Here is a 22,947-nt window from a genome sequence, read left to right as displayed (position 1 = left end):
GCTTATGCATGGGAGGCGTCTTAAGGAGAGGGGACAAGCCGGTCAAATGGTGCTATTCGGCGCCCATCAAAACCAAGGCTAGACCGGGAAGGACGCCGATGACCGTGCACACTGGAAGGCATTTCTTACAGATTCCAGGACCGACCAACGTGCCCGACCGGGTGCTGCGGGCGATGGACATGCCGACGCTGGACCATCGCGGTCCGGAGTTCGCGGAGCTCGGTTTCGCGGTCCTCGCCTCGATGCAGCGGGTGTTCCGCACCCAGCAACCCGTGATCATCTTCCCCTCGTCCGGCACCGGTGCCTGGGAAGCGGCGATGGTCAACGTGTTCGCGCCCGGCGACAAGGTTTTGATGTGCGAGACCGGCCAGTTCGCCGTGCTGTGGCGCGGCATCGCCGACAAGTTCAAGCTCGACGTCGACTTCATCCCGAGCGACTGGCGCCATGGCGCCGACCTCGCCGAGATCGAGAAGCGCCTTGCCGCCGACAAGCAGTACACGATCAAGGCGGTCTGCGTCGTTCACAACGAAACCTCGACCGGCTGCGTGACGCCACCGCTCGACGTGCGCAAGCTGCTCGACCGCGTCAAGCATCCGGCCCTCCTGATGGTCGACACCATCTCCGGCCTCGGCTCGATGGAATATGAGCACGATGCCTGGGGCATCGACGTCTCGGTCGCCGGCTCGCAGAAGGGCCTGATGCTGCCCCCGGGCCTCGGCTTCAACGCCGTCTCGGAGAAGGCGCTCGCGGTGGCGAAGGCCAACCCCGGCATGCGCTCCTACTGGGACTGGCAGGAGGTCATCTCCTTCAACAAGCTCGGCACCTTCCCCTACACGCCCGCGACCAATCTACTCTACGGCCTGCGTGAAGCGGTCAAGATGCTGGAAGAGGAGGGGCTGGAGAACGTCTGGACCCGCCACAAGCGTCACAGCGCGGCGACGCGCGCCGCTGTCAAGGTCTGGGGCCTGGAGACGCAGTGCGCCGATCCCGCCGCGCATTCGCCGGCGCTGACCGGCGTGCGCGTGCCTGATGGCCACGACGCCGACGCCTTCCGCAAGGTGGTGCTGGAAAACTTCGACATGTCGCTCGGCACCGGCCTGAACAAGGTCAAGGGCAAAGTGTTCCGCATCGGCCATATCGGCCATTTCAACGATCTGATGCTGATGGGCACGCTCGCCGGCGTCGAGATGGGCCTGGATCTTGCAAAGATTCCGCACCGGAGCGGTGGCGTATTGGCGGCCATGGACGTCCTGAAGGGACGCGACGCGGTGCCGATGGCCAAGGCGCAGGTGGCCTGAACTAACTTAGAAAGTGAGCGCGCGATGAACGCACCGACGACGACCAACGAAGACCTGCTCTACTCCGTCCAGGACGGCATCGCGCGGATCACCTTCAACCGCCCCCAGGCGCGTAACGCAATGACCTTCGCCATGTATGACCGCATGGCGGAGATCTGCCAGGAGATCAACGCCGATCGCTCGATCAAGGCGCTGATCCTGACCGGCGCCGGCGACAAGGCCTTCGCCTCGGGCACCGACATTTCTCAATTCCGCGCCTTCAAGACCGCGCAGGACGCGCTCGACTACGAGGCCCGCATCGACCGCGTGCTCGGCACGCTCGAGCAGTGCCGTGTGCCCGTGATCGCGGCCATCGCGGGAGCCTGCACCGGCGGCGGCGCCGGCATCGCGGCCTGCTGCGACCTTCGCATCGGTACCGAAACCACGCGCATCGGCTTTCCGATCGCACGCACGCTCGGCAACTGCCTGTCGATGTCGAACATCAGCCGCGTCGTCTCGCTGGTGGGACCTGCCCGCACCAAGGATCTGATCTTCAAGGCGCGCCTCGTCGAGGCGCAGGAAGCGCTGTCGCTCGGCCTGCTCAACGAGGTCGTGCCCGACGTCGAGACGCTGCAGCGCCGTGCCGACGAGACCGCCAAGCTCGTCGCAAGCCATGCGCCGCTCACGCTGGAAGCGACCAAGGAGGCCGTGCGCCGCATCCGCCGCACGCTGTCGCGCGAAGAGGGCGAGGACCTGATCCTCAAGGCCTATATGAGCGAAGATTTCCGCGAGGGTATGGACGCCTTCCTCAACAAGCGCGCGCCGGTCTGGAAGGGCAAGTAGCGCGCGCTTCGTCAGCCGAAAGTCATATGTGGCGGAATGTCCGCCGGCTTGAACTCGCGATCTTTAGTCCGCACAATGCATCGATAGACTTCACGGCATCACAAAGCCAATAATAACCAGGGGACGAAACTCGTGCGAATTTCCGTGAAAGCCGTCGGAGCTGCGACGGCCTTGTTGTTGAGCACGCCGGCCTTTGCCGGCTGGTAGCCGAGCAACCGGTCGAGATCGTGGTGGCGGCGGGCGCGGGCGGCGCCTCCGACCAGATGGCGCGGATGATGCAGGCCGCGATCCAGAAGAACAATCTGATGAAGTAGCCAATCGTCGTCTCGCTCAAGGGCGGTGCATCAGGCGCGGAAGCGCTGATATACATGAAGTCCAGCGAAGGCGACCCGAACAAGGTGCTGATCGCCTATTCGCTGATCTACATGCTGCCGCTGTCGGCGAAGATCCCGTTCAACTGGCGCGAGCTGACGCCGGTCTCGGTGATCGCGCTCGACCAGTTCGTGCTGTGGGACAATAGCGCAGGTCCGAAGACGGTGAAGGAATTCGTCGCGGCCGCGAAGGCGGCGAGTTCGCCGTTCAAGATGGGCGGCACCGGCTCCAAGCGCGAGGATCACGTGCTGACCGTCTTCCTCGAGCAGAAGACCGGCGCGAAATTCTCCTATCTGCCCTACAAATCCGGCGGCGAGGCCGCGACCCAACTCGTCGGCAACCACACCGAATCCAACGTCAACAACCCGAGCGAAAATCTCGAAGTCTGGCGTGCCGGCCAGGTGCGCCCGCTCTGCGTGTTCGACAAGGAGCGCATCTCCTACACCAGCAAGGTGACGGACACGCAATCCTGGGCCGACATCCCGACCTGCAAGGAGGAGGGCGTCGACGTCCAGTATCTGATGCTGCGCGCGATGTTCCTGCCCGGCAAGGTCACGCCGGAGCAGCAGGCGTTCTATGTCGATCTGTTCCACAAGGTGACGCAGACCGCGGAATACAAGGACTACATGGAAAAGCAGGCGCTGAAGCCGATCTTCCTCACCGGCAAGGACATGGTGCAATTCCTCGAGGAGGACGACGCCACCAACAAGTCGCTGATGACGGAAGCCGGATTCGTCGCGAAGTAGCCGTCTTAACCTCGCCCCGCTTGCGGGGAGAGGTCGCATCGCGTCGTAGATGCGATGCGGCTATCTTTCGACCGACGCAACGATCACGACGTCGGACACGCTGCTCACGACGCTGACGACAGGCTCGACGCTGGCCACCGTCAGCCAGCCTGGCTTTTACGATCTTCATACGGTTACCCTGACGCTGCCCGGCAATTTGGCGCCTGGCACTATTACGTCGGCGGCATTTCCGACTACAACAATCGGCTGACCGAGAGCAACGAGAGCAACAACACCTACAACGCGCTGCAGGTCACGGTGACCGCGCCGGCGCAACCTGATCTGATCGAATATCTGGTCGTGAACAACGCGACCGTCGCTGCGGGAAGCGGCCTGACGTTCGATGCTTACATATGAACATCGGCAATGCCGTTGCGGGTCTGACGACGGCTGGAATCTATCTTTCCACTGATGCAACGATCACGACCGGGGACACGCTGCTCACGACGTTGACGACATCGTCGACGCTCGCGACCGTCAGCCAACCCGGCTACTATGATCTTCATACGGTCACCCTGACGCTGCCCGGCAATTTGGCGCCTGGCACCTATTACGTCGGTGGCATTTCCGACTACAACAATCAGTTGACCGAGAGCAACGAGCTCAACAACAGTTACAATGCGGTGCAGATCGCCGTGGCGGCCGCGAGCGGCCCGGCGGCATCGCAAGCTCCGACCGCTTCGCCGTCATCGACGCAGGCAGCGACGAATGGCGGCGCTGGCGCGGGTGGCGCTCTGCTCGCTGGACATCCCAATGTCCAGGACAATTTCGCGCTATCGCAGACGGACAACGCGCAAGGCGGCCTCTACTGGGCGGATCATTCCCAACTCGCGCAGCTGGTTTCAGTGTTGGCGGCCAGGACCCAGCAACTGACGGACATGACGGACGCTCATTTCGTATTCGACAACGTGTCCGAGATGGCGCAGCACCATGTCGGCGACTATCACCTGATCTGATCGATACGCGGTCTAGCTGCAGCTCTGGATTCTCCAGCGTCCGTACACTAATCCGGCGACCCAGACGGGTGAGCGGGTGAGATGAAGACCCTTGATCGGGGGCTTCGCCCGACGGTTTTGCGGGGACGGACGCGAGGCTCGGCGCGACGAGGACTTTGGGTATTGCCCGTGCTTGCGCTTGTGCTCGCCGCGCCCGCCCACGCCCAGTCGTTGGGCCAGGGCGATAGCCGCGCCCAATATTCGCTGGGCCTGCTCTACGACCGCGGCATGCCGCCGATAGCGCCGCGCGCGGTGGCGCGCCGCCACAGCAGCCCGCCGAAGAAGCTCAGGGCGTGCCGCGGGATATCGTCGAGGCCTCCAAATGGCTGAACCTCTCGCCGGCGGCGGCATCGCCGCCGGCGCGCGAGGCACGGGCCCGGCTCCGCGATGCCGTGACCACCAAGATGACGCGCGGAGAGATCGCTCAGGCCCGCCTGCGGGCGCTGGAATGGGCGCCGAGCCGCGAGCATTGAGCCTCCAGCGCCTCGCTCTCCGCGACCTCAAGACAAAAATGTCGAAAACAACCCCATGTACAGTAGCCGGGGTCCGTCGGCGCGGCGCCTCAGGCCAGCGCCGGAACGACGATTTGTCCTGATATCATCGTAGCTTGGTAGATTTCGCCTGATCGATGAAACGCTCCGCGCGGTTGCTACGCTCTTCGGGACGATTACCGGCGCTTTTGCGGGCTGAAGAATCGCTCCAGATCGAGACGGTTATCCCGTCCCGAAGCGTCGACCTCTCCGTCAGAAGAGAGGGAAACGACAGGCTCTTGGGCGCATTGCCGGTGGCGGAGTTGCACATGATCGAGCCTCGTGCCGCCTCTCGACAGAGATCAGATGCTGCCGGTCGACAGTCGATGGCATTGCGCGGCTGGTCGCTGTGCGCCCGCTTGATAACATTATTCATGATACATTTCTTTAATCCGAATGTTAATTTCGATCGCTAGAGACCCGCCTACCGTCGCAATTGCGACCGAGTAGGAACAGGCAATCTTCTATGAGCAATGACGACATCGACCGCGCTGGAAACCATCGTTCCGGCAGCAACAATTCCACGCGCCAAATGATCGATCGCCGCGCGGTCCTCCAAGGCGCCGCCAGCCTTTCCGTGCTGGCGCTCGGCGCGGGCGCGGCAAAGGCGCAGACCAGCAGTCCGTCATTGACCAGCTTCTCGATCGCGGTGCTGCCCGACACGCAGTTCTATTCGCGTTACGCGACGACCGACGAAAGCCAGCAGTTTCAGAAGGCTTATGGCTCGACGCCGTACGACGCGCAGACTCAATGGATCGCCGACAACGCCGCGAAATACGGCGTCCGCTTCGTCATCCATCTGGGTGACGTTGTCGACCAGCAGAACAAGCCGAACCAGTGGATCGTGGCCGACGTCGCGATGAAGAAGCTGGAAGATGCCAAGGTCCCCTATTCGATCCTTGCGGGCAACCATGACGTCGTCACCGACAACGACTACCATACCCCCTGGGATCAGAATTCGGGCACCGACGCCCAGCGCAGCCTCAACGCCGAGCCATATTTGAAGTGGTTTCCGAGCACCCGCGCAGCGCAGCAGTCGACATTCCGCGAGCGAGACAGCAGCGGCTTCCACGAGTACCACATCTTCCAGACGAACGGCGTGAAGTTCATGGTGCTGTCGCTGTCCTGGCGCATTTCGGACGGTGCCATCGCCTGGGCGCGCGACGTGATCGACCGCAACCCGACGCTGCCCGTCATTCTTTCCAACCACCAGCTGCTCAACATCGACAGCGACGGCCTGTCGCCGCTGGAGACCGATTACGGCAAAATGCTGTGGGACAAGCTGATCCGCGACAAGGATCAGATCTTCATGACGCTGAACGGCCATTACCATGGCGCGGCGTATCTCTCCAAGATCAACGATTTCGGCAATCCGGTTCACCAGATGGTGGTCGACTATCAGATGGATTATCAGGGTGGCAACGCCATGATGCGGCTCTATGAAATCGACCTCACCAACAACAAGATCGACGTGATGTCGTTCTCGCCTTGGGTGGTGCAGAAGCCGAAGAACACGCTCAACCAGTTCGATCACGCTGAACTGACGGCGTCGAACAACAGCTTCTCGATTCCGATCAATTTCAAGAGCCGCTTCGCCCGGTTCACGCGCTTCAGTCCGAGCAAGGTGTTGACCGGACCCGCGATCATTCCGACCGTGCGCGCCGACCTGCTCGCCGGTTATGTCGATCCGCCGACGCCGGAAGTCGTGCTGCCCGCGGATACCGAGGACTACCCGCATGTCGCCGATACCGTGGCGCACTGGCGCGCGCCCGCCACGGTCGTCGAGGGTCAGGTCGTTCCGATCGGCGGGATACTGCCTGACGTCGCCGGCGGCAACAATCTGATGCGTGCGGCGCTCGTCGCGTCCGCCCAGCTCGGCGACGTCGTGTGGACCACGGACAAGCACCGTCTGTCCTCCGCCGCGGGCAGCGTGGTGTTTCTCAATACCGACAATACGGTCGGTCGCCTCAACGCCTTCCTGACGGCGTCAGCCGCCTCGCTCAATGGCCGCAGCTTCTGGAACGGCTACACGGTCGAGGCCTTTGTGAAGATCCCGGCCGGCTGGACCGCAAACCTGCACAAATGGGGCAATATCCTCGGTCGCGTGGGTAACCGCGGCAACGTTCCCGGCGGCTATCAAGGCGGCGATCCGGAGGCGTCGAGCGTCCTGTTCGCCATCTCGAACCTGCGCGAAGTGCAGTGGGAAGTGGTGCCGGCTTCCGTTTCGCACCATGCGCAGACCAACTGGTCGGGCGAGATCATCCGCGATAGCTGGTATCATATCGCGATCGTCAACGATCCGGCGACCCTCACCACCACCCTGTACATCGACGGCGCGCCGGTATTGCGCAACGTGGGCAATGCGGCGATCGGCATGCGCTCGCAGAGCGCGCCTCAGCCCTGGATCCTCGGCGCCGGCTGGTGGAACGGCGTGCTGTCCGACGGCTTCTTCGGTGCGGTTGGAGAGATCCGCATGGTCTACCGTCCGATCGGTCGCGACCAATGGCTGACCGCGCGCCGAACCTGACCTGACCGCGTCCAGGCGACGCGATCATTGACACAGACACAGTGGAGCTCGTTGCAACGAGCTCCACATTTTTTTTGCCGCATGTCCGAATGCGACAACGATCGCGCCGCCGTTGACTGAGCGTTGTCGCGCGATGTTTTGCACACCTCGGATGCAATCCGCCCCATGATCACTTCATTCACACAATACATAACATACTATCAAATTTATGATATATTGCGATGCAATACGGACGCTCTCACAACCTCTTGCCCATAGGCCAGCGGACGACATCCGTGGCCGGCACAGTTTGAATGAAAGCGATCCAGAACTATGGCTGCTCCCGTTGTAAAAGTCGGCTCCGAATTCTCCGTGAACACCAATACGACCGGCGGCCAGGAGGCGCCGACCGTCACCGGGCTCGCCAATGGCGGCTTCGTGGTCACTTGGGATGACGCCAGCGGAACGCTGGGCGATGCCAGCGGCACCAGCATCAAGGCGCAGGTCTTTGCGGCCGACGGCAGCAAGGTCGGTTCGGAATTCCGCGTCAACACCGAGACCGCCGACGGCCAGCTCGCACCGGTGATCACGGGCCTTTCCAATGGCGGCTTCGTCGTCACCTGGTTCGACAGCAGCCAGACGCTCGGCGACAGCGAGGGCACCAGCATCAAGGCACAGGTGTTTTCGGCCAATGGCACGCCGGTCGGGTCGGAAACTCTCGTCAACAGCTCGACGTCCTATTCGCAGTTCGCGCCGACCGTCACGGGTCTTTCCAATGGCGGCTTCGCCGTCACCTGGACCGACGACAGCGGCGAGGGCGGCGACGACGACGGCACCAGCATCAAGGCGCAGCTGTTCGCGGCCGATGGCAGCAAGGTCGGCCCGGAATTCCTCGTCAATACCGAGACCGGCGGCAGCCAGGACAACGCAACCATCACGGGGCTGGCCAATGGCGGGTTTGTGGTGACCTGGGAAGATCTCAGCGGAACGCTCGGCGATGACGATGCGACCAGCGTCAAGGCGCAGATGTTTGCGGCTGACGGCAGCAAGGTCGGCAGCGAATTCCTGGTCAACACCGCGACGGCCTCCGACCAGCTCAAGCCAACCATCTCGGCGCTGGCCAATGGCAGCTTTGTCGTGACCTGGTACGATTTCAGCCAGACCGGCGGCGACAGCAGCGGCAGCAGCATCAAGGCGCAGACCTATGCGGCCGATGGCAGCAAGGTCGGCAGCGAATTCCGCGTCAACACCACGACGGTCAACTCGCAGTTCACGCCGACGGTGACGGCGCTCAGCAACGGTGATTTCGCCATCGCCTGGCAGGACTGGAGCGGCGCGGGCGGCGGCGCCAGCGGCAGCAGCATCAAGCTGCAGGTGTTCACTGCGGATGGTCGGAAGGTCGGGGCTGAATTGCTGGTCAACACCAGCACGGCGTCCAATCAGTTGCATCCCTCGATCGCCGCCTATGCCGACGGTCGCTTCGTCGTCACCTGGCAGGATGCCAACGGAACCGACGTCAAGGCGCAGGTATTCTCGGTCGATACCGTGAAGCCGGTGCCGGTCCTGTCAGCCGTGACGTCCACAAGCCCGTGGGTTGCGGTGCTCACCGGTCCGGTCGACGTTGACGCCGCCGGCCAGACCCTCACGCTGCGCGACGGTACGTCGCAAAGCGGCGGCTGGAGCACGACGGCGACCGTCGACGGCAAAGGCGCCTGGAGCGCCGAATTGTCCTGGGAGCAGTTCAACACCGCCATCGATCTCGTCGTCACTGACGCGGCCGGCAACACCGGTGTCTCGAACTACGTGTATGGCACCGCCAGCGGCCGAACTTTCGGCGCGGGCAGCCATCAATACATCTACGGCACGGCGACCGATTACGTCGTCGGGAATGGCGCGGAGCAGCACGTCTATGCCGGTGGAACGGCCATCGGCACGACCCTGAACGCTGGCAGCATGCAGCTCAACTGGGGTACGGAGCACGACACTGCTGTGACTTACGGCGCTCTGGAATATGTCTATGGCGTCGCCACCGGTTCGACGATCGCCGGCCGGCAAGTGATCGGCGCCGGCGGCACGGCCAGCACGACGCTGATCGTCGCCAACGGCGAGCAGGACATCTACGGCGGTGGCACGGCGACCGGCACCACTATCCAAGGCGGGTTACAGGCCGTCTACGGCACGGCCGACCAGACGGTGATCGGTAGCGGCGGCGTGCAAATGGTCCACGGCACCGCTTCGCACACCGCTGTCAACGATGGCGGCGAGCAGCGCGTCTATGCGAGCGGAACAGCCATTGGCACCACGCTGAACGCTGGCAGCATGCAGATCGACTGGGGCAACGCCAGCGGCACGACCATCAACGGTGGTATTCAGTACATCTGGGGCACGGCGAGCGATACCACGATCGTCTCCGGTACGCAGTATGTCGGTGCCGGTGGCAGCGCCAGCGGAAGCACCATCGGCGCACACGGTCTCGAATACGTCTACACTGGCGGAACGCTCTCCGACGTCACCTTCGGCGGGGGATCTGCGCGGCTGGTGCTTGAGCAGTCGTCGGCCTTCAGCGGGACGATTGCCGGCTGGCAGGATGGCGTGGAGCTCGATCTCGGTGACATCGGCTTCGGCGAAACCACCTCGCTTGGCTATGCGGCAAACGCCGGGAACACAGGTGGCACGCTGACGATCACCGACGGCGCTCATACGGCGTCGCTGCACCTGCTTGGCCAATACAGCGCCGCTGACTTCGCGCTCGCCGCGGACGGCCATGGCGGTTCGATCATCACCAATCCGGTGGATCAGCCCCAGGCACAGCTTTCGATCTCGCACGTGGCGTGAGCTGAGGACGAAGCCAGGGCGGGTTCCGCGCGGGCAAACGGAAAGCAGATCGGAGGGGCGCGCCTCATTGGCGCGCCCCTTTGGATTCTCCGCTGTTCATTCTGCCGGAACGGCAGTCGCTGCCGTCGCGACGGCTGCCACCTTGGGCTGTTTGGGCCGTAACCCCGACAAGCGAACTGCCTGTCGGCGCGCGGCCAGAAGGCGTCAAGCTGGCATGGTTGGATGCAACGGAATTGTCGCATAGTGACGCGATGAGCCGGCAAGCGATCGCTTAATATGAAGGAGGGCTTTGGCCTGTTGGCACCAGTCAGGTGTTCGACACGCTTTCGCATTTCACCCGTCAGTGCGCCTGCTACATGTCTGACTAGCCCGGCCAGCTGCCGAGCCAGTTGGTGTACCAGCTTTCACCCAGCCAACCGACCCAGATTGCGGGGGCGAGGAAAAGCCCGAAAGGCAGGAAGGCCGTGCGGCGGAGCCGCTCCTTTCTTAGGGCAGCATTGGCGAGATAGGCGGCGATCGCGGCCAGCGCCGCAAGCTCGATCACTGCGACCACGGTCGCGAGATCGAGCCAGGCGCCGCAAACCGCGGCGAGCTTGACGTCGCCGAGCCCGAGCCCGTCGCGGCCACGCCAGCGCCGATAGAACGTCATCAGGAGCAGGAGCGGCAGCGCCACGGCGGCCGCGCGGGCCACGGGCCAAAGCAGGGCCTCGACGCCGATATCAGGCACGAATGCGCCGGCGCGGAGCAAGGCGAGCGCGAACGCCGCCGCCGTCAGCTCATTCGGAATGAGGTAGTGGCGGGCATCGTTCGCTGCGATCGCGAGCATCAGGGCGGCGAGGTATGCACCTAACAGCCCATCCGCGCCCGGCGCGATCATGAGGCTTGCGACAACGAACACGAATACGACAACAGCGAATACCAAATTGCTTTGAACTACCTCTGATTTTCCTCCGGTGGAATTTCGATTGAAATAGGCCATAGGCTCTCGGCATCTGCGAAATGAGGAAACGCGCCCGTTCTTCACTGAAGCGACTGGAGACCAGTGATCATATCGGTTGCATCCGCGTGCTGGCCCATCCGCCGATGATCTCGCGGGCTTTGTGGCACAAAGCTGTGACAAATTATCTCTCACCGCCAAACAGCAGGTAATTCCCGAACGATCGTAGGGGGCAACCCGAACTGCAACGTTGATTTGGGGGCTCGCCTTCTATTCCAGTCCCGAGATTTCGGCGGTCGAGCTTGCAATCGATCTCATTCCAAAGTCATAAGCGGAGCGGCGCCGGGCCGGCTTGAACTGGCCGGCATTCGCCCGCACAATGCAATTCGCTTCGCGAATTGCCAATCCGAACAAGAACATCGGCGAAAACTTGGGGAGACGCACGTGGGACATGGAATGAAGGCCGCGGTCGTGCTGGCGGCTACGCTTTGCGGCGCGCCGGCTTTTGCCGGCTGGGAGCCGACCAAGCCCGTCGAGATCGTGGTGGCGGCAGGCGCGGGCGGCGCCTCCGACCAGATGGCGCGGATGATGCAGGCCGCGATCCAGAAGAACAATCTGATGAAGCAGCCAATCGTCGTCTCGCTCAAGGGCGGTGCATCAGGCGCGGAAGCGCTGATATACATGAAGTCCAGCGAAGGCGACCCGAACAAGGTGCTGATCGCCTATTCGCTGATCTACATGCTGCCGCTGTCGGCGAAGATCCCGTTCAACTGGCGCGAGCTGACGCCGGTCTCGGTGATCGCGCTCGACCAGTTCGTGCTGTGGGACAATAGCGCAGGTCCGAAGACGGTGAAGGAATTCGTCGCGGCCGCGAAGGCGGCGAGTTCGCCGTTCAAGATGGGCGGCACCGGCTCCAAGCGCGAGGATCACGTGCTGACCGTCTTCCTCGAGCAGAAGACCGGCGCGAAATTCTCCTATCTGCCCTACAAATCCGGCGGCGAGGCCGCGACCCAGCTCGTCGGCAACCACACCGAATCCAACGTCAACAACCCGAGCGAAAATCTCGAAGTCTGGCGTGCCGGCCAGGTGCGCCCGCTCTGCGTGTTCGACAAGGAGCGCATCTCCTACACCAGCAAGGTGACGGACACGCAATCCTGGGCCGACATCCCGACCTGCAAGGAGGAGGGCGTCGACGTCCAGTATCTGATGCTGCGCGCGATGTTCCTGCCCGGCAAGGTCACGCCGGAGCAGCAGGCGTTCTATGTCGATCTGTTCCACAAGGTGACGCAGACCGCGGAATACAAGGACTACATGGAAAAGCAGGCGCTGAAGCCGATCTTCCTCACCGGCAAGGACATGGTGCAATTCCTCGAGGAGGACGACGCCACCAACAAGTCGCTGATGACGGAAGCCGGATTCGTCGCGAAGTAGCCGTCTCTCTTCTCCCTCTCCCCGTTCTTACGGAGAGAGGGCAGGGGTGAGGGGCTCTCTCCCCGAAGAGAGTGGCAGGCGGACTCGCGGAGAGTCCCCCTCACCCGGCGCTTCGGCGTTCTAGAAAACGGCCGCGGACGCGGCCTCTGCCTCTTCCCGCAAGCGGGGCGAGGTGACATCACTCCCGGCTTTTGCAAAGCAGCTCATGTCCCAAACCGAACTTGAAATCGTCGTCGACGATCCGACCGCGCCTGAAGACGACTCACCCTCTGTCGTCTCCTCCGGCACGATCGAGATATTCGTCTGCCTGCTGTTGCTCGCGTTGGCCGCAACGCTTGGCTATGACAATTGGCGCACCGGCGCCTCCTGGGATTCGACCGGGCCGGAGCCCGGCTATTTCCCGTTTTATCTCTCCGTCATCCTCGGTGGCGGCAGCCTCTATGGCCTGATTGCAGCCTTTGTGGCGCACCGCGCTGCATCCGAAAGCTTCGTCACGCGTGCGCAAGCGCGCCGTGTGATGGCGGTGTTCGTGCCGACGCTGCTGTTCTGCCTGGTGATGCAGTTCCTCGGCCTCTACGTCGCGAGCTTCCTCCTGATCGTGGGCTTCATGCGGCTCGTCGGCAAGATCGCGCTGTGGAAGTCGCTGCTCACGGCCTTCCTGTTCACGGCGATCATGTTCGTCACCTTCGACATCGCCTTCGACGTCATCATGCCGAAAGGGCCGCTCGAAGCGGCCTTCGGCTACTAGGCGCTCACGATGGAAGCTTTCGGTCTCTTGCTTCATGGCTTCGCCGTCTTGCTGACGTGGAAGACGCTCGTGCTGATGATGGTCGGGCTGGTGCTCGGCATCTTCGTCGGCGTGCTGCCCGGGCTCGGCGGCCCCAACGGCGTTGCGATCCTGCTGCCGCTCACCTTCACGATGGATCCAACCTCGGCGATCGTGATGCTGTCCTGCATCTACTGGGGCGCGCTGTTCGGCGGCGCCATCACCTCAATCCTGTTCAACATCCCGGGCGAGGCCTGGTCGGTTGCCACCACCTTCGACGGCTATCCGATGGCGCAGCAGGGCAGGGCGGCGGAGGCGCTGACCGCGGCGTTCACGTCCTCCTTCATCGGCTCGCTGGTCGCGGTGCTGCTGATCACCTTCCTCGCGCCGATGATCTCGTCCTTTGCGTTGAAGTTCGGTCCGCCCGAGTTCTTCGCTGTTTATCTGCTGACCTTCTGCTCCTTCGTCGGTCTCGGACGCGAGGCCAAGCACAAGACGGTCATCTCGATGTCACTCGGCCTTCTGCTCGCCGGCGTCGGCATGGACACGGTGTCGGGTAATCTGCGCATGACCTTTGGCTCGTCAGAGCTCTTGCGCGGCATTAACTTCCTCGTTGCCGTTATCGGCCTGTTCGGCATCAGCGAGATCCTGCTGACGATGGAGGAGCGGCTGGCGCTGCGCGGACACGCGGCGACCATTTCGCTCCGCGTCGTGCTGAGCGTCTGGAAGGACCTGCCGAAATACTGGGCGACGCTGCTGCGTTCCTCCTTCATCGGCTGCTGGCTCGGCATCACCCCGGGCGGCGCGATCGCGGCCTCCTTCATAGGTTACAACCTCGCAAAACGCTTCGCCAAGGATCCCGAGAGCTTTGGCAAGGGCCGCATCGAGGGCGTGTTCGCACCGGAGACGGCGGCGCATGCCTCCGGCACCTCGGCGCTGCTGCCGATGCTGGCGCTCGGTATTCCCGGTTCCGGCACGGCCGCGATCCTGCTCGGCGGGTTGATGGTGTGGGGACTCAATCCGGGTCCGCTGCTGTTCGTGGAACACAAGGACTTCGTCTGGGGCCTGATCGCCTCGATGTATCTCGGCAATGTCGTCGGTCTCGTGCTAGTGCTGACGACGGTGCCAATCTTCGCCTCGATCCTGCGGGTGCCGTTCGCCGCGGTGGCGCCGATGATCGTGGTGTCCTGCGCGATCGGCGCCTATGCGATCCAGAACGCGATGTTCGATATCTGGCTGATGCTGGGCTTCGGCGTCGTCGGCTACGTTTTCAAGAAGATCGGCATCCCGCTCGCGCCGTTCACCCTGGCGCTCGTGCTCGGCAACCGCGCCGAGGATGCCTTCCGCTTGTCGATGATTGGGTCCGGCGGCAACCTCAAGGTGTTCTGGTCGAACAGCCTGGTCGGCTCGATCACAACCTTGGCGATCGTGCTGCTATTTTGGCCTGTGATCGACCGCTTGCTGCGCTGCGTCGGATGGCTGCGGCGGGCGAAGCCTGCCGCTTGACCCAAGCGGATTGGAAACTGGAGCGCTGAACGTCGTGAACACCACGGGATATGGGAGGCAGCGGCTTTACGATTGCAAGCGCGGCTGCGGGCTTGATCAAGGCGACGCTCAGCAACGTCAAGGTGATCAACGCGGCCAGCGGTATCGGCGTGGGTGCCGGCGCCGCCGTTCACCTCAGCTATTCGGTCGTGTCAAGCAACTCGGTTGCCGGCATTGCCATCTCGGGCGGCGGCATCAACATTGACGCCACGACGATCTCCTTCAACACGATCGGCGTCAAGCAAGTCGGCGGATCGGTCGACCTGTCCAACAACGACCTTTCTCCGCAATGTCGGCACGCGCTTCGACGGTTTGCGTAAGATCTAGATGGTTGCTTAAGCCGTCAATGCGCGACCGATGGTGATCACCGCGGCGGCCCGGACCCGAAAGGCCGGCTGTCGCGACGCGGCCGTTCTTTCACACCACCTTGGCGTTCCGGAGCGTCGCGATCTCGTCTACACTGAGGCCGAACTCCTTCCAGATCTCGTCGGTCTGCTCGCCGAATTCCGGCGGCCGCGCCACCATCTTGCTCGGCGTGCGCTACAGCGTGACGGGTTGGCCGACCAGTCGAATGTGGCGGTCCTCGTCGTTCGGCACGTCCTGAGCGCAGGTCTTTGCGTGGGGTAATGGCTGAGAGAGGTCGGAGAATTCTCGCCAAACGGATGATCTTGCACGCAGATCTCGCAGCTCTTCTAGGCAGCGTCGGGAGTCTTCTCAGCCATGGCATTCATATGGAGCCGGGATTCGGCCCGCGCGCTGATTCCTATTGGAGCGACGTGATCACGCACCGCCAGAAATCCTGCTTGACCCCAACTTCGCCCTCGAAATCGGTGTTGCCGATGATGTCTCAGAAGTGGATGATTGGGCCGTGAGGATGCAATTCATCTGCGACGTCTTAGAGAAAGGCATCCTGACAAAATCGAACGCCGCAAAAAGCAGATGAAAAAAGGGAGTAAGGCTGTTCTGCAGCGATGGCCGTGCAGCTGACACCTCCGCGAGGCCAACGCGCTTTAATTCGTTAATGGCGCTTACGGTCCAGAATGGGGCGCCTTGCGTATACGAGCAATTCAAAACATGAAGGCCCGCGGATTCACAGTGACGAATGAAGCTAGGTTTGGTGAAGAGAACAAAATGTCGAGGCGTGTGATATCCTCCCCAGGAACGATATCTAAAAATACGAGCGTCTAGCGAGTCGTAGTTGGGCGTTTTAATCCAAATGAGACCACCAGGAGAAAGCAGGCTCTTTGCCTTTTTCAGTATCTGGATCGGATCTGGAACGTGCTCGATCAGGTTTAGCATCAAGATCAAGTCAAACGTTTTTTCAGTCTCGAAGCCTTCAATAGGCGTGAGGTGAAAGTTGTGACCTTTGGCGCGGGCGACATCGGCCGCTCCAGCATCAATGTCTACGACGGTTGTATCAGCAATTCTGGAATCGGCTCTCTTCAGCCCGTCGAGGAGCCAACCGATTCCGCCTCCAACGTCTAATGCAGACAGGCGTTCTCCATTGAGTTGTTTGGTGATTGCTTGGAAAGCCCTGTCGTCAAGACGCTTCTTGAAGCGTAGTGCCAAGGTATCGGCTGCATTGGCGTGAAACGAATAATAGTTGGATGGATAGATTTCATTCAGCCGATCCGACAGCATCGGGTAAATGAACAGAATATCGCAGCTGTCACAGCGGTAGAAATCGAAGAGCCTGCCGGATGTAAAATACTCAACGTCGTTGGCTTTCGCGAAATGACGCACAGAACCATCGGCACAAATCGGGCACGTAATTTTGGTCATGTGAACCTGAAGAGACTGAGGAACGTTTTCAAATATGTGGAGCGACGCTGCTCGATAACCGATGCTAACTCCGTCTTGAGGAGATATGCCTCCATTTCATGCAAGTTGGTATAGGAAACCTGCGGCTCCCAGTGGTGCAGTAGGTGGCGATTGAATCCCGCGGCTCCGAATACCGAAGCGAATATGCCGGGTCCAAACACCCTCGTATAGGCGCCATGATCATGCTCATTGTAATCGACACATGGATCCGCAGAGGGGTCTCTATGTTCCAGCAACTGGCGAAGAGCGCCGAAGAGGGGGAAAAACATCACGGTCCCCAGGACCCACGCGGCGCAAAAAAGTAGCTCGCGAGAAAAGAAGGAAATCGTGACGATTGCAATGTGCGCAAGGAGACCCATGGGCCTGACCCATGTGCCTCGATCGACCCTCTTGGCTTTAGCTTCGAGTTCGGTGCGCGACCGCAGCACTTCCATCACTCGGACGCCAAACAGAGCCTTGATCAGAAATGCCAGATTAAGCGAGGAGAAATAAGTCGATTCGCTGTCGTCGATTTTGCCGAGCGCGCGATGATGCTGAAAATGGGTGATGCGGTACTGCTGAACAGATGTGCCTATCATCCAAGCAACCAGAATGTTGCATAGAAAATCACTCTGTCCTCTATCAGGGGCGAAATTGAAGTGAGCGCCTTCATGAAGGAACAGTTGCAGGTAGGCGATCCAGAAGCCAATAGAGATTGCACCAGCAAACACAGTAAATAGCAGTCCATAGTCCATTTCCACGGGCACGGCGCGGACAAACGCAAAAGTAACAATCAGCGCAAAGTAGCCGAGCGCAATATCCAGATAGAGCCTCGTATAGTTGGGCGTCAGCGTCTTGATGAAGTCCGCGTATCTGAGACCTTCGTCATTTACGAGAAATGGCCTTAGTTCCTGAAACCTTCGCGAATAGTCATCATTACTATCGATCATTTGCCGTCACCCCGGAGATGGTTCGCCGCCTGAGCGTGCGCCGAGCGTCATTGGTTTCGCCCCCGTCTGGCTCAAGTTGAAGAGGTCAGGTTAATATTTCCATTCCCGGTCCATCCTCCGATAGACGCGTTGAGCGAGAACGGACAGCGAACGGCAGCCGGGCGCAACAAACCGATGGATCATTAGATTCCCCCAGCGGGGCGACAATCTAATTCGCAACCATAATCGAGCAACTCATGACCGACCCTTCGGCGCCGATACCAAGTTGCGCACCGTATCACTTCTACAATTCGCCTGGTGGCGCTACGGCTGTCGCGCAGTCGCCGACTACCGGCGCGAGCGGTGGCGTTAACGGCGGGTTCGGCGGCTCCGAGGCGCGGCCGCGCAATATCGCGCTGCTTGCGTGGATCAAATACTGAGAACTCGCTATGAAAATCTGGAACTACAGCTCAGAAGCCGGCAAGGTCCTTACTGAGAGCGCCGCCGATCCCTGTCCCGTGCAGGAAGACGTTTGGTTAATCCCGGCTTTCGCGACGAATATCCTATTCGCGGACGGAGCTTGATTCGTCATGCTGGAAGCCGTTCTTCTGCTACTAGGAATTGGAGCGCTGGCTCTTGTAGTGATTGCCTTCTGGGGCGCGTCTATTTGGCCCCATCAGGCGCGATTTTCTCAAGCCGCTCGACGAATAAAAGCTTGATGCGACACTGCTTGAGCTGGACACGCCGGGGGTGACGCTGCTCCACTGCCCGCCGGACTGGCAATGCATCTTCAGCGACAATGTGGCGGTCGCCCATCGGCGGTTGGATGTGTTGTAGAAATAGTTCAGGCGGTACCAAAGGCGGCGTATTGGGCGCCGAGCGGAACACGCCTCAAGGCGCCCTCGACGCGGCGTGCCGGCTCTGCCTCCCAGGGCAACAGTAGGAAATGATGCGCGCCGATCTTCTGCAAACCGCTAGCCGCCATCAATCTCCGTGCCTTGCGAGCGCTGAGCAACACGGCGTCGCGATCGAATTCGCAGCGCGCAACGGCAAGGCGGGTAAGCGGATTGAGGGGATTGTGCTCGATGATGCAGATAAGGCCCCCCGGGCGCGCCACGCGCCGCATCTCATTGATGAAGTTGGTCCATTGGGCAGGCGCGACGTGGTGCAGCACGCAAATCGCAGTCACGATATCGAAACTGTCGTCGTCGAAGGGAAAGCTCCTGCCGTCGAAGGCGCGGTACTCGCCGCCGGGATTGTCGGCGCGCGCCTGCTCGATACTCTCCGATGAAACATCGATGCCGGTCAAGCTGCCGACCATGCCGCGCAGCAACGGATGAAAGCTGCCGACGCCGCAACCGACGTCGAGCATCGCGGGTCTTGCCGATCCGAGACGCCGCGCGATTAGGTCGCGCAGGAGGTCGGCTTTGGAGCGCATGAAGAAGCTGTGGGGCAGGCCCGAGAAGTCGATCGATGATTGGACGACGTCCCGGTAATTGCTGCGGTACTGGTCGAAGAGCTCGCTCATGTGGGCTCACTATTCGTGCATGGCGTGAGCTGCGGCGCTCGCCGGCGCAGCCTGGGCGCGATCGAAGCCCAACCGCTTCTGCACGACGTAGAGTGGACGGTGTTTCACCTCGGCATGAATGCGGCCGATGTAGAGCCCGACGATGCCCGTCATGAGCATGTTAAGTCCGCATAGGAGCGATATGACGACCATGGTCGAGGACCAGCCGGCAACCAGGTGGCTGTCCTTGCTCATCCACAGCACAAGCACCCAGCCGCCGTAGAGGAGGGCCAGGCACGACACCACGAGCCCACACCAGATTGCCAGGCGTAAGGGCACATCGGAAAAGCCGAGCGCTGCAGCCAACGCAAGACGGGTCATCTTGAGCAGAGGATATTTTGTTTCGCCGGCCGCGCGCTCAAGGCGATGGAAGGTCACTTCAGTCTGCCGGAAGCCGAGCCAGGCGATCATGCCGCGCACGAAGCGGTCCCGCTCCGGCATCTGGCGCAGCGCGTCGAGCACCTTGCGATCGATCAGGCGGAAGTCACCCACGTCGGCCGGAATCCGAACCGAGGTCATGCGCCCGAGTATCCGGTAGAACAGATGGGCCGTCGAGCGCTTAAACCGGCTTTCGCCGGCGCGCGACAGGCGCCGCGCATAGACGACTTCGTAACCTTCTTCCCATTTGGCGATGAGTTGCTCCACGACCTCAGGCGGGTCCTGCAGATCGGCATCCATAACCACAATCGCTTGGCCCTGCGCCGCGTCCATGCCGGCGGTAATAGCGACTTGGTGGCCGAAATTGCGCGACAGGCCGATCAAGCGATAGCGCGGATCGCGTTTGACGAGTGCTTCCAGCACGATGGTGCCGGAATCGCTGCTGCCATCGTCGACGATAATGACCTCCGCCGGCCCGTTGAGCCGGGTCAGCAGCAGGTCGAGCCGGCGCAGCAACATCGGGAGAACGGCCTCCTCATTGAAGACCGGGACAATGATGCTGTAGCTAACCGTCCGGGAATCGATCGCCATTGGGTTCATTCCGCTTTGAATGGGCTGAAATCTAGAGCACCTGTGGTTAAAGCAGCCTTGCATGAACAACTAGGAACGGCCGGAACGGAGACTCTTTTTTCGTGAAAACCGGGATGGAGGGTCAATAGGCTTATCCGGTCGGGCCGGGCGGCCCCGAACAGACAGGCATCCAACGTTTTACCCAATGCGAGACTGCCCCTGTCGTGAGCGGACTCAGACGACGCCCGCCTCCCTAGTCTTCGTGCTCGGCAACCGCGCCGAGGATGCCTTCCACCTGTCGATGATCGGGTCCGGCGGCAACCTCAAGGTGTTCTGGTTGAACGGTCTGGTCGGCCCGATCACGACGCTGGCCATCCTGTTGCTACTTTGGCCGGTGATCGACGGTCTTCTTGGGCGCGCCGGATGGATGGGGCGGGCGAAACCCGCGTCGAACTAGCAAAGAGGGTCGTAGGCGCAGATCGTCGGCGAGGCGAATCCGCTGTCTAAAGCCGCGCGTCGTCAAGGGTGGTCACCTGTTCTGACGGGCTGCGGCGGCCAAGGCCGAAGAAGGCCGAGCGCTGCTTCTCGACGGATCTTGCGGTGGCGCGAATGCGCAGGAGATCCTTGCGGGCAACCAGGCCGACGAGATGCCCGCTCGCGCGTTCGACGATCGGCGCGCGCCCGACGTCGGCCAAAACCATCCGATCCGCAAGATGTGACACCGGTTCGTCGGGATAACCGAGTGTGAGCGAGCGGTCCGAGGCGCAGTCGAACAGGGTGTCGCGACCGTCGGCGCTTTCCGCTCGCCAGCGCAGGACGTCCGAGCGGCCGACGAGACCCGAGACCTGACCGTCCGCATCGATCAGCGGATAGGACTTGTGACGCCGCCCGTTCCCGGAGAAGAACGTCACCGCTTCGCCGACCGTCATCGTTGCCGGCAGCGTATCGACGTCCGTCACCATCACTTCGTTGACGCGGAGCAGTTCGAAGGGATCGATGCCGTATTCGCGCACCACGTGCTGGCCGCGCCGCGCGATTTTCTCCGTGAGGATCGAACGCTTGAGCAGCAATACGGTGAGCGCATAGGAGGCGCTCGTGGCAATCAGAAGCGATCCGAGCAGCGGAAAGTCGCCGGTCAGTTCGACGGCGAACAGGATACCGGTCAGCGGCGAGCGCATGGTGCCACCCATCATCGCGGCCATGCCGACGAGCGCCCAGGCCCCATGCGACCCCGGCAGCAATTGTCCTTCGAGCCAGCCGACGCAGCCGCCGAAAATGAGAAGCGGCGCGAGGACGCCCCCGGATGTGCCCGACGCCAGGGCGACGATCCAAGTCGCGGACTTTACCAGCAGGATCAGCACCGCGGCCAATACCACGATGTTGTCGTTGAGCAGGTCGCCGATGATGTCGTAGCCGACACCGAGCGCCCGCGGTTCGATCAAGCCGCCGGCGCCGACGAACAGTCCGCCGATCGCTGGCCACCACATCCAGTGGATCGGCAGGTGACTGAAAAAATCCTCGGCCTTGTATAGCAGTGTGGTCAGCAATCCCGATTGCAGTCCCGCGACCACGCCGACGCCCACGCAGGCAAGCGGCCCCCACCAGGGCAGATCGAGCTGGCCGGCGAACGGAAACAGTGCGCCGCTGCCGATCAGCCAGGGGCGCAGCGACGACGAGACCACGCAGGCGGCGATCACGGGGATCAGGCTGCGCGGCTTCAGCTCGAACAGGAGAAGCTCGACGGCGAGCATGACGGCGGCGATCGGTGTTCCGAAGATGGCCGTCATTCCCGCGGCGGCACCGGCCACCAGCAACGCCTTGCGCTCGGCCGCGCTGAGATGGAAGCATTGCGCGAAGAGAGAGCCCACCGCACCGCCGGTCATGATGATCGGGCCCTCTGCGCCGAACGGCCCACCGGTGCCGATCGAGATCGCCGACGACAGCGGCTTGAGGACGGCAACTTTTGGCTGCAAACGGCTGCCGCCGATCAGGATCGCCTCGATCGCCTCAGGAATGCCGTGGCCGCGAATTTTTTCGGACCCGAAGCGCGCCATTAGGCCGATGACGAGGCCGCCAATGGCCGGGGCCGCAACCATCCAGGCGTCGGGTTTCAGATTGGCTGTCGAGAGGGTCTGCGTGCTCAGCGTGTGCAGCCACACGGCATTGGTGACGAGCGCGATGGCGCGCAGCAACAGCCACGCCGTACCGGAGCCACCCGCGCCGACGAAGACAGCCATGGCGACCAGCATGAGAACGCGCCGGTCTGTCGTGAAGTCGCCGAGGCGCGGCAGTGAATTGGCGGGGATGGGCGGGGCATCTTGGTTCGATCGGGATAACGCGATTGTGAGGATGATCAAGCGGCGCCGATCACATCGGCCGGCGCCGGAAATATATCGTAGAGCGATATAAATCAACGGATAATTGCTGGCAGGAAGGCCGGTTCGCAGATCAGGCGAGAAGGCAGCCTAGCGCGGCAGCTCGGGAATCCGGGTGATGCAGGCATGGGCTCGGCACCGCTTCAGATGCGCGCCGGAGCAGACCGCCAGGTACGATTTGAGTTGGACGACAACGATGACCCGCGGTTCTGCTCCCCTGGAGCATGATATTCTTCGGTCCGAGATCGCCTTGGCAGATCGCTTCAGGCAGGCCCGCGAGACGATTCCCGAGCCGTGCGCAGGCCCTAGCGGGCCGTGCGCGTTAGCGCTGCACGACGTCAAACGACCTTCGCTCGTCTCAGTTCGGCAGTTTCGTCAGGGGCGAAGCCGAACTCGGCGAGCACTTCGCTCGTCTGCTCCCCAAACTCCGGCGGCCGCGCCACCATCTTGCTCGGCGTGCGCGACAGCGTGACGGGTTGGCCGACCAGGCGGATGTGGCGGTCCTC

General features: G+C 61.9%; 19 protein-coding genes and 4 pseudogenes. 14 read left to right on the top strand and 9 right to left on the bottom strand.

The window, feature by feature from the left end:
* Nucleotides 1-98: 98 nt before the first annotated feature.
* From ABIB95_RS45140 to ABIB95_RS45115, 6 genes and pseudogenes are all read left to right on the top strand, one after another.
* Nucleotides 99-1,298, top strand: a complete 1,200-nt coding sequence (locus ABIB95_RS45140; RefSeq protein ID WP_354248921.1) for a pyridoxal-phosphate-dependent aminotransferase family protein — start codon at nt 99-101, stop codon at nt 1,296-1,298.
* 24 nt (nt 1,299-1,322) lie between these two features.
* Complete coding sequence (locus ABIB95_RS45135; RefSeq protein ID WP_354248920.1) at nt 1,323-2,120, top strand: enoyl-CoA hydratase/isomerase family protein; 798 nt, start codon at nt 1,323-1,325, stop codon at nt 2,118-2,120.
* 171 nt (nt 2,121-2,291) lie between these two features.
* Nucleotides 2,292-3,238: pseudogene (locus ABIB95_RS45130) on the top strand (Bug family tripartite tricarboxylate transporter substrate binding protein).
* 54 nt (nt 3,239-3,292) lie between these two features.
* Entirely contained in the window at nt 3,293-3,634 is a 342-nt protein-coding gene (locus ABIB95_RS45125; RefSeq protein ID WP_354248919.1) for a hypothetical protein, read from the top strand.
* A complete protein-coding gene (locus ABIB95_RS45120; protein ID WP_354248918.1) occupies nt 3,631-4,233 on the top strand; it encodes a hypothetical protein in 603 nt (200 codons plus the stop codon). Before ABIB95_RS45125 ends, ABIB95_RS45120 begins: the two co-directional genes overlap by 4 nt.
* A gap of 332 nt (nt 4,234-4,565) precedes the next feature.
* On the top strand, nt 4,566-4,745 hold the full coding sequence (locus ABIB95_RS45115; RefSeq protein ID WP_224517388.1) for a hypothetical protein: 180 nt from the start codon (nt 4,566-4,568) through the stop codon (nt 4,743-4,745).
* A gap of 124 nt (nt 4,746-4,869) precedes the next feature.
* On the opposite strand, the gene ABIB95_RS45110 is transcribed toward ABIB95_RS45115, so the two are convergent.
* Nucleotides 4,870-5,178, bottom strand: coding sequence for a hypothetical protein (locus tag ABIB95_RS45110; protein WP_354248917.1), 309 nt, complete (start codon nt 5,176-5,178; stop codon nt 4,870-4,872).
* A gap of 90 nt (nt 5,179-5,268) precedes the next feature.
* Between ABIB95_RS45110 and ABIB95_RS45105 the strand changes: the two genes are divergently transcribed.
* Together ABIB95_RS45105 and ABIB95_RS45100 are read left to right on the top strand one after the other, a co-directional pair.
* Nucleotides 5,269-7,329 (top strand): metallophosphoesterase, encoded by a 2,061-nt coding sequence (locus ABIB95_RS45105; protein WP_354248916.1) that lies wholly within the window; start codon nt 5,269-5,271, stop codon nt 7,327-7,329.
* A 312-nt stretch (nt 7,330-7,641) separates the two neighbouring features.
* Nucleotides 7,642-10,143 carry a hypothetical protein gene (locus ABIB95_RS45100; protein WP_354248915.1) on the top strand — a complete coding sequence of 834 codons (2,502 nt, stop codon included), beginning with the start codon at nt 7,642-7,644 and terminating at the stop codon, nt 10,141-10,143.
* Nucleotides 10,144-10,507: 364 nt separating this feature from the next.
* On the opposite strand, the gene ABIB95_RS45095 is transcribed toward ABIB95_RS45100, so the two are convergent.
* Complete coding sequence (locus ABIB95_RS45095) at nt 10,508-11,020, bottom strand: prepilin peptidase (protein ID WP_224517386.1); 513 nt, start codon at nt 11,018-11,020, stop codon at nt 10,508-10,510.
* A gap of 516 nt (nt 11,021-11,536) precedes the next feature.
* Between ABIB95_RS45095 and ABIB95_RS45090 the strand changes: the two genes are divergently transcribed.
* The 4 genes from ABIB95_RS45090 to ABIB95_RS45075 all read left to right on the top strand — a co-directional run bounded on the left by ABIB95_RS45090 (nt 11,537) and on the right by ABIB95_RS45075 (nt 15,142).
* On the top strand, nt 11,537-12,511 hold the full coding sequence (locus ABIB95_RS45090) for a Bug family tripartite tricarboxylate transporter substrate binding protein (protein WP_354248931.1): 975 nt from the start codon (nt 11,537-11,539) through the stop codon (nt 12,509-12,511).
* Nucleotides 12,512-12,716: 205 nt separating this feature from the next.
* On the top strand, nt 12,717-13,259 hold the full coding sequence (locus ABIB95_RS45085) for a tripartite tricarboxylate transporter TctB family protein (RefSeq protein WP_166342855.1): 543 nt from the start codon (nt 12,717-12,719) through the stop codon (nt 13,257-13,259).
* 9 nt (nt 13,260-13,268) lie between these two features.
* The gene (locus ABIB95_RS45080; RefSeq protein ID WP_354248914.1) at nt 13,269-14,783 is read left to right on the top strand and encodes a tripartite tricarboxylate transporter permease; all 1,515 of its coding nucleotides are present in this window, start codon (nt 13,269-13,271) and stop codon (nt 14,781-14,783) included.
* A 50-nt stretch (nt 14,784-14,833) separates the two neighbouring features.
* Nucleotides 14,834-15,142 carry a right-handed parallel beta-helix repeat-containing protein gene (locus tag ABIB95_RS45075; protein WP_354248913.1) on the top strand — a complete coding sequence of 103 codons (309 nt, stop codon included), beginning with the start codon at nt 14,834-14,836 and terminating at the stop codon, nt 15,140-15,142.
* 97 nt (nt 15,143-15,239) lie between these two features.
* Here the strand turns inward: ABIB95_RS45075 and ABIB95_RS45070 are convergent.
* The 3 genes and pseudogenes from ABIB95_RS45070 to ABIB95_RS45060 all read right to left on the bottom strand — a co-directional run.
* Nucleotides 15,240-15,428: pseudogene (locus ABIB95_RS45070) on the bottom strand (CoA transferase); the annotation flags it as partial.
* A 174-nt stretch (nt 15,429-15,602) separates the two neighbouring features.
* On the bottom strand, nt 15,603-16,604 hold the full coding sequence (locus tag ABIB95_RS45065) for a class I SAM-dependent methyltransferase (protein ID WP_166342849.1): 1,002 nt from the start codon (nt 16,602-16,604) through the stop codon (nt 15,603-15,605).
* Nucleotides 16,601-17,572: a fatty acid desaturase gene (locus tag ABIB95_RS45060; protein WP_354078456.1), complete on the bottom strand. Its 972-nt coding sequence runs from the start codon at nt 17,570-17,572 to the stop codon at nt 16,601-16,603. Before ABIB95_RS45060 ends, ABIB95_RS45065 begins: the two co-directional genes overlap by 4 nt.
* A 236-nt stretch (nt 17,573-17,808) precedes the next feature.
* Here ABIB95_RS45060 and ABIB95_RS45055 point away from each other — a divergent pair, with 236 nt between their 5' ends.
* Nucleotides 17,809-17,991: a hypothetical protein gene (locus ABIB95_RS45055; protein ID WP_354248912.1), complete on the top strand. Its 183-nt coding sequence runs from the start codon at nt 17,809-17,811 to the stop codon at nt 17,989-17,991.
* A gap of 404 nt (nt 17,992-18,395) precedes the next feature.
* Here the strand turns inward: ABIB95_RS45055 and ABIB95_RS45050 are convergent, their stop codons facing one another.
* Complete coding sequence (locus tag ABIB95_RS45050) at nt 18,396-19,079, bottom strand: class I SAM-dependent methyltransferase (RefSeq protein ID WP_354248911.1); 684 nt, start codon at nt 19,077-19,079, stop codon at nt 18,396-18,398.
* Nucleotides 19,080-19,088: 9 nt separating this feature from the next.
* On the bottom strand, nt 19,089-20,087 hold the full coding sequence (locus ABIB95_RS45045; protein WP_166342841.1) for a glycosyltransferase family 2 protein: 999 nt from the start codon (nt 20,085-20,087) through the stop codon (nt 19,089-19,091).
* 223 nt (nt 20,088-20,310) lie between these two features.
* On the opposite strand from ABIB95_RS45045, the pseudogene ABIB95_RS45040 reads away from it, so the two are divergent.
* A pseudogene (locus ABIB95_RS45040) lies at nt 20,311-20,523 on the top strand (tripartite tricarboxylate transporter permease); the annotation flags it as partial.
* 46 nt (nt 20,524-20,569) lie between these two features.
* Here ABIB95_RS45040 and ABIB95_RS45035 read toward each other — a convergent pair.
* Both ABIB95_RS45035 and ABIB95_RS45030 read right to left on the bottom strand, forming a co-directional pair.
* The gene (locus ABIB95_RS45035; RefSeq protein WP_354248930.1) at nt 20,570-22,372 is read right to left on the bottom strand and encodes a chloride channel protein; all 1,803 of its coding nucleotides are present in this window, start codon (nt 22,370-22,372) and stop codon (nt 20,570-20,572) included.
* A gap of 407 nt (nt 22,373-22,779) precedes the next feature.
* Nucleotides 22,780-22,947: pseudogene (locus ABIB95_RS45030) on the bottom strand (CoA transferase); the annotation flags it as partial.

Origin of the sequence: Bradyrhizobium sp. LA2.1, from assembly GCF_040547725.1 — a bacterium.
GTDB lineage: Bacteria > Pseudomonadota > Alphaproteobacteria > Rhizobiales > Xanthobacteraceae > Bradyrhizobium > Bradyrhizobium barranii.
This window is presented reverse-complemented; position numbering and strand designations above follow the sequence as displayed.

Bases quoted from the DNA above. Each gene is read 5' to 3' on its own strand.
- ABIB95_RS45135 (WP_354248920.1), top strand. From the start codon at position 1,323: ATGAACGCACCGACGACGACCAACGAAGACCTGCTCTACTCCGTCCAG.
- ABIB95_RS45045 (WP_166342841.1), bottom strand. From the start codon at position 20,087: ATGGCGATCGATTCCCGGACGGTTAGCTACAGCATCATTGTCCCGGTC.
- ABIB95_RS45065 (WP_166342849.1), bottom strand. From the start codon at position 16,604: ATGACCAAAATTACGTGCCCGATTTGTGCCGATGGTTCTGTGCGTCAT.
- ABIB95_RS45100 (WP_354248915.1), top strand. From the start codon at position 7,642: ATGGCTGCTCCCGTTGTAAAAGTCGGCTCCGAATTCTCCGTGAACACC.
- ABIB95_RS45080 (WP_354248914.1), top strand. From the start codon at position 13,269: ATGGAAGCTTTCGGTCTCTTGCTTCATGGCTTCGCCGTCTTGCTGACG.
- ABIB95_RS45095 (WP_224517386.1), bottom strand. From the start codon at position 11,020: ATGATCGCGCCGGGCGCGGATGGGCTGTTAGGTGCATACCTCGCCGCC.
- ABIB95_RS45075 (WP_354248913.1), top strand. From the start codon at position 14,834: ATGGGAGGCAGCGGCTTTACGATTGCAAGCGCGGCTGCGGGCTTGATC.
- ABIB95_RS45055 (WP_354248912.1), top strand. From the start codon at position 17,809: ATGACCGACCCTTCGGCGCCGATACCAAGTTGCGCACCGTATCACTTC.
- ABIB95_RS45110 (WP_354248917.1), bottom strand. From the start codon at position 5,178: ATGAATAATGTTATCAAGCGGGCGCACAGCGACCAGCCGCGCAATGCC.
- ABIB95_RS45050 (WP_354248911.1), bottom strand. From the start codon at position 19,079: ATGAGCGAGCTCTTCGACCAGTACCGCAGCAATTACCGGGACGTCGTC.
- ABIB95_RS45140 (WP_354248921.1), top strand. From the start codon at position 99: ATGACCGTGCACACTGGAAGGCATTTCTTACAGATTCCAGGACCGACC.
- ABIB95_RS45060 (WP_354078456.1), bottom strand. From the start codon at position 17,572: ATGATCGATAGTAATGATGACTATTCGCGAAGGTTTCAGGAACTAAGG.
- ABIB95_RS45085 (WP_166342855.1), top strand. From the start codon at position 12,717: ATGTCCCAAACCGAACTTGAAATCGTCGTCGACGATCCGACCGCGCCT.
- ABIB95_RS45105 (WP_354248916.1), top strand. From the start codon at position 5,269: ATGAGCAATGACGACATCGACCGCGCTGGAAACCATCGTTCCGGCAGC.
- ABIB95_RS45090 (WP_354248931.1), top strand. From the start codon at position 11,537: ATGAAGGCCGCGGTCGTGCTGGCGGCTACGCTTTGCGGCGCGCCGGCT.
- ABIB95_RS45120 (WP_354248918.1), top strand. From the start codon at position 3,631: ATGAACATCGGCAATGCCGTTGCGGGTCTGACGACGGCTGGAATCTAT.
- ABIB95_RS45125 (WP_354248919.1), top strand. From the start codon at position 3,293: ATGCGGCTATCTTTCGACCGACGCAACGATCACGACGTCGGACACGCT.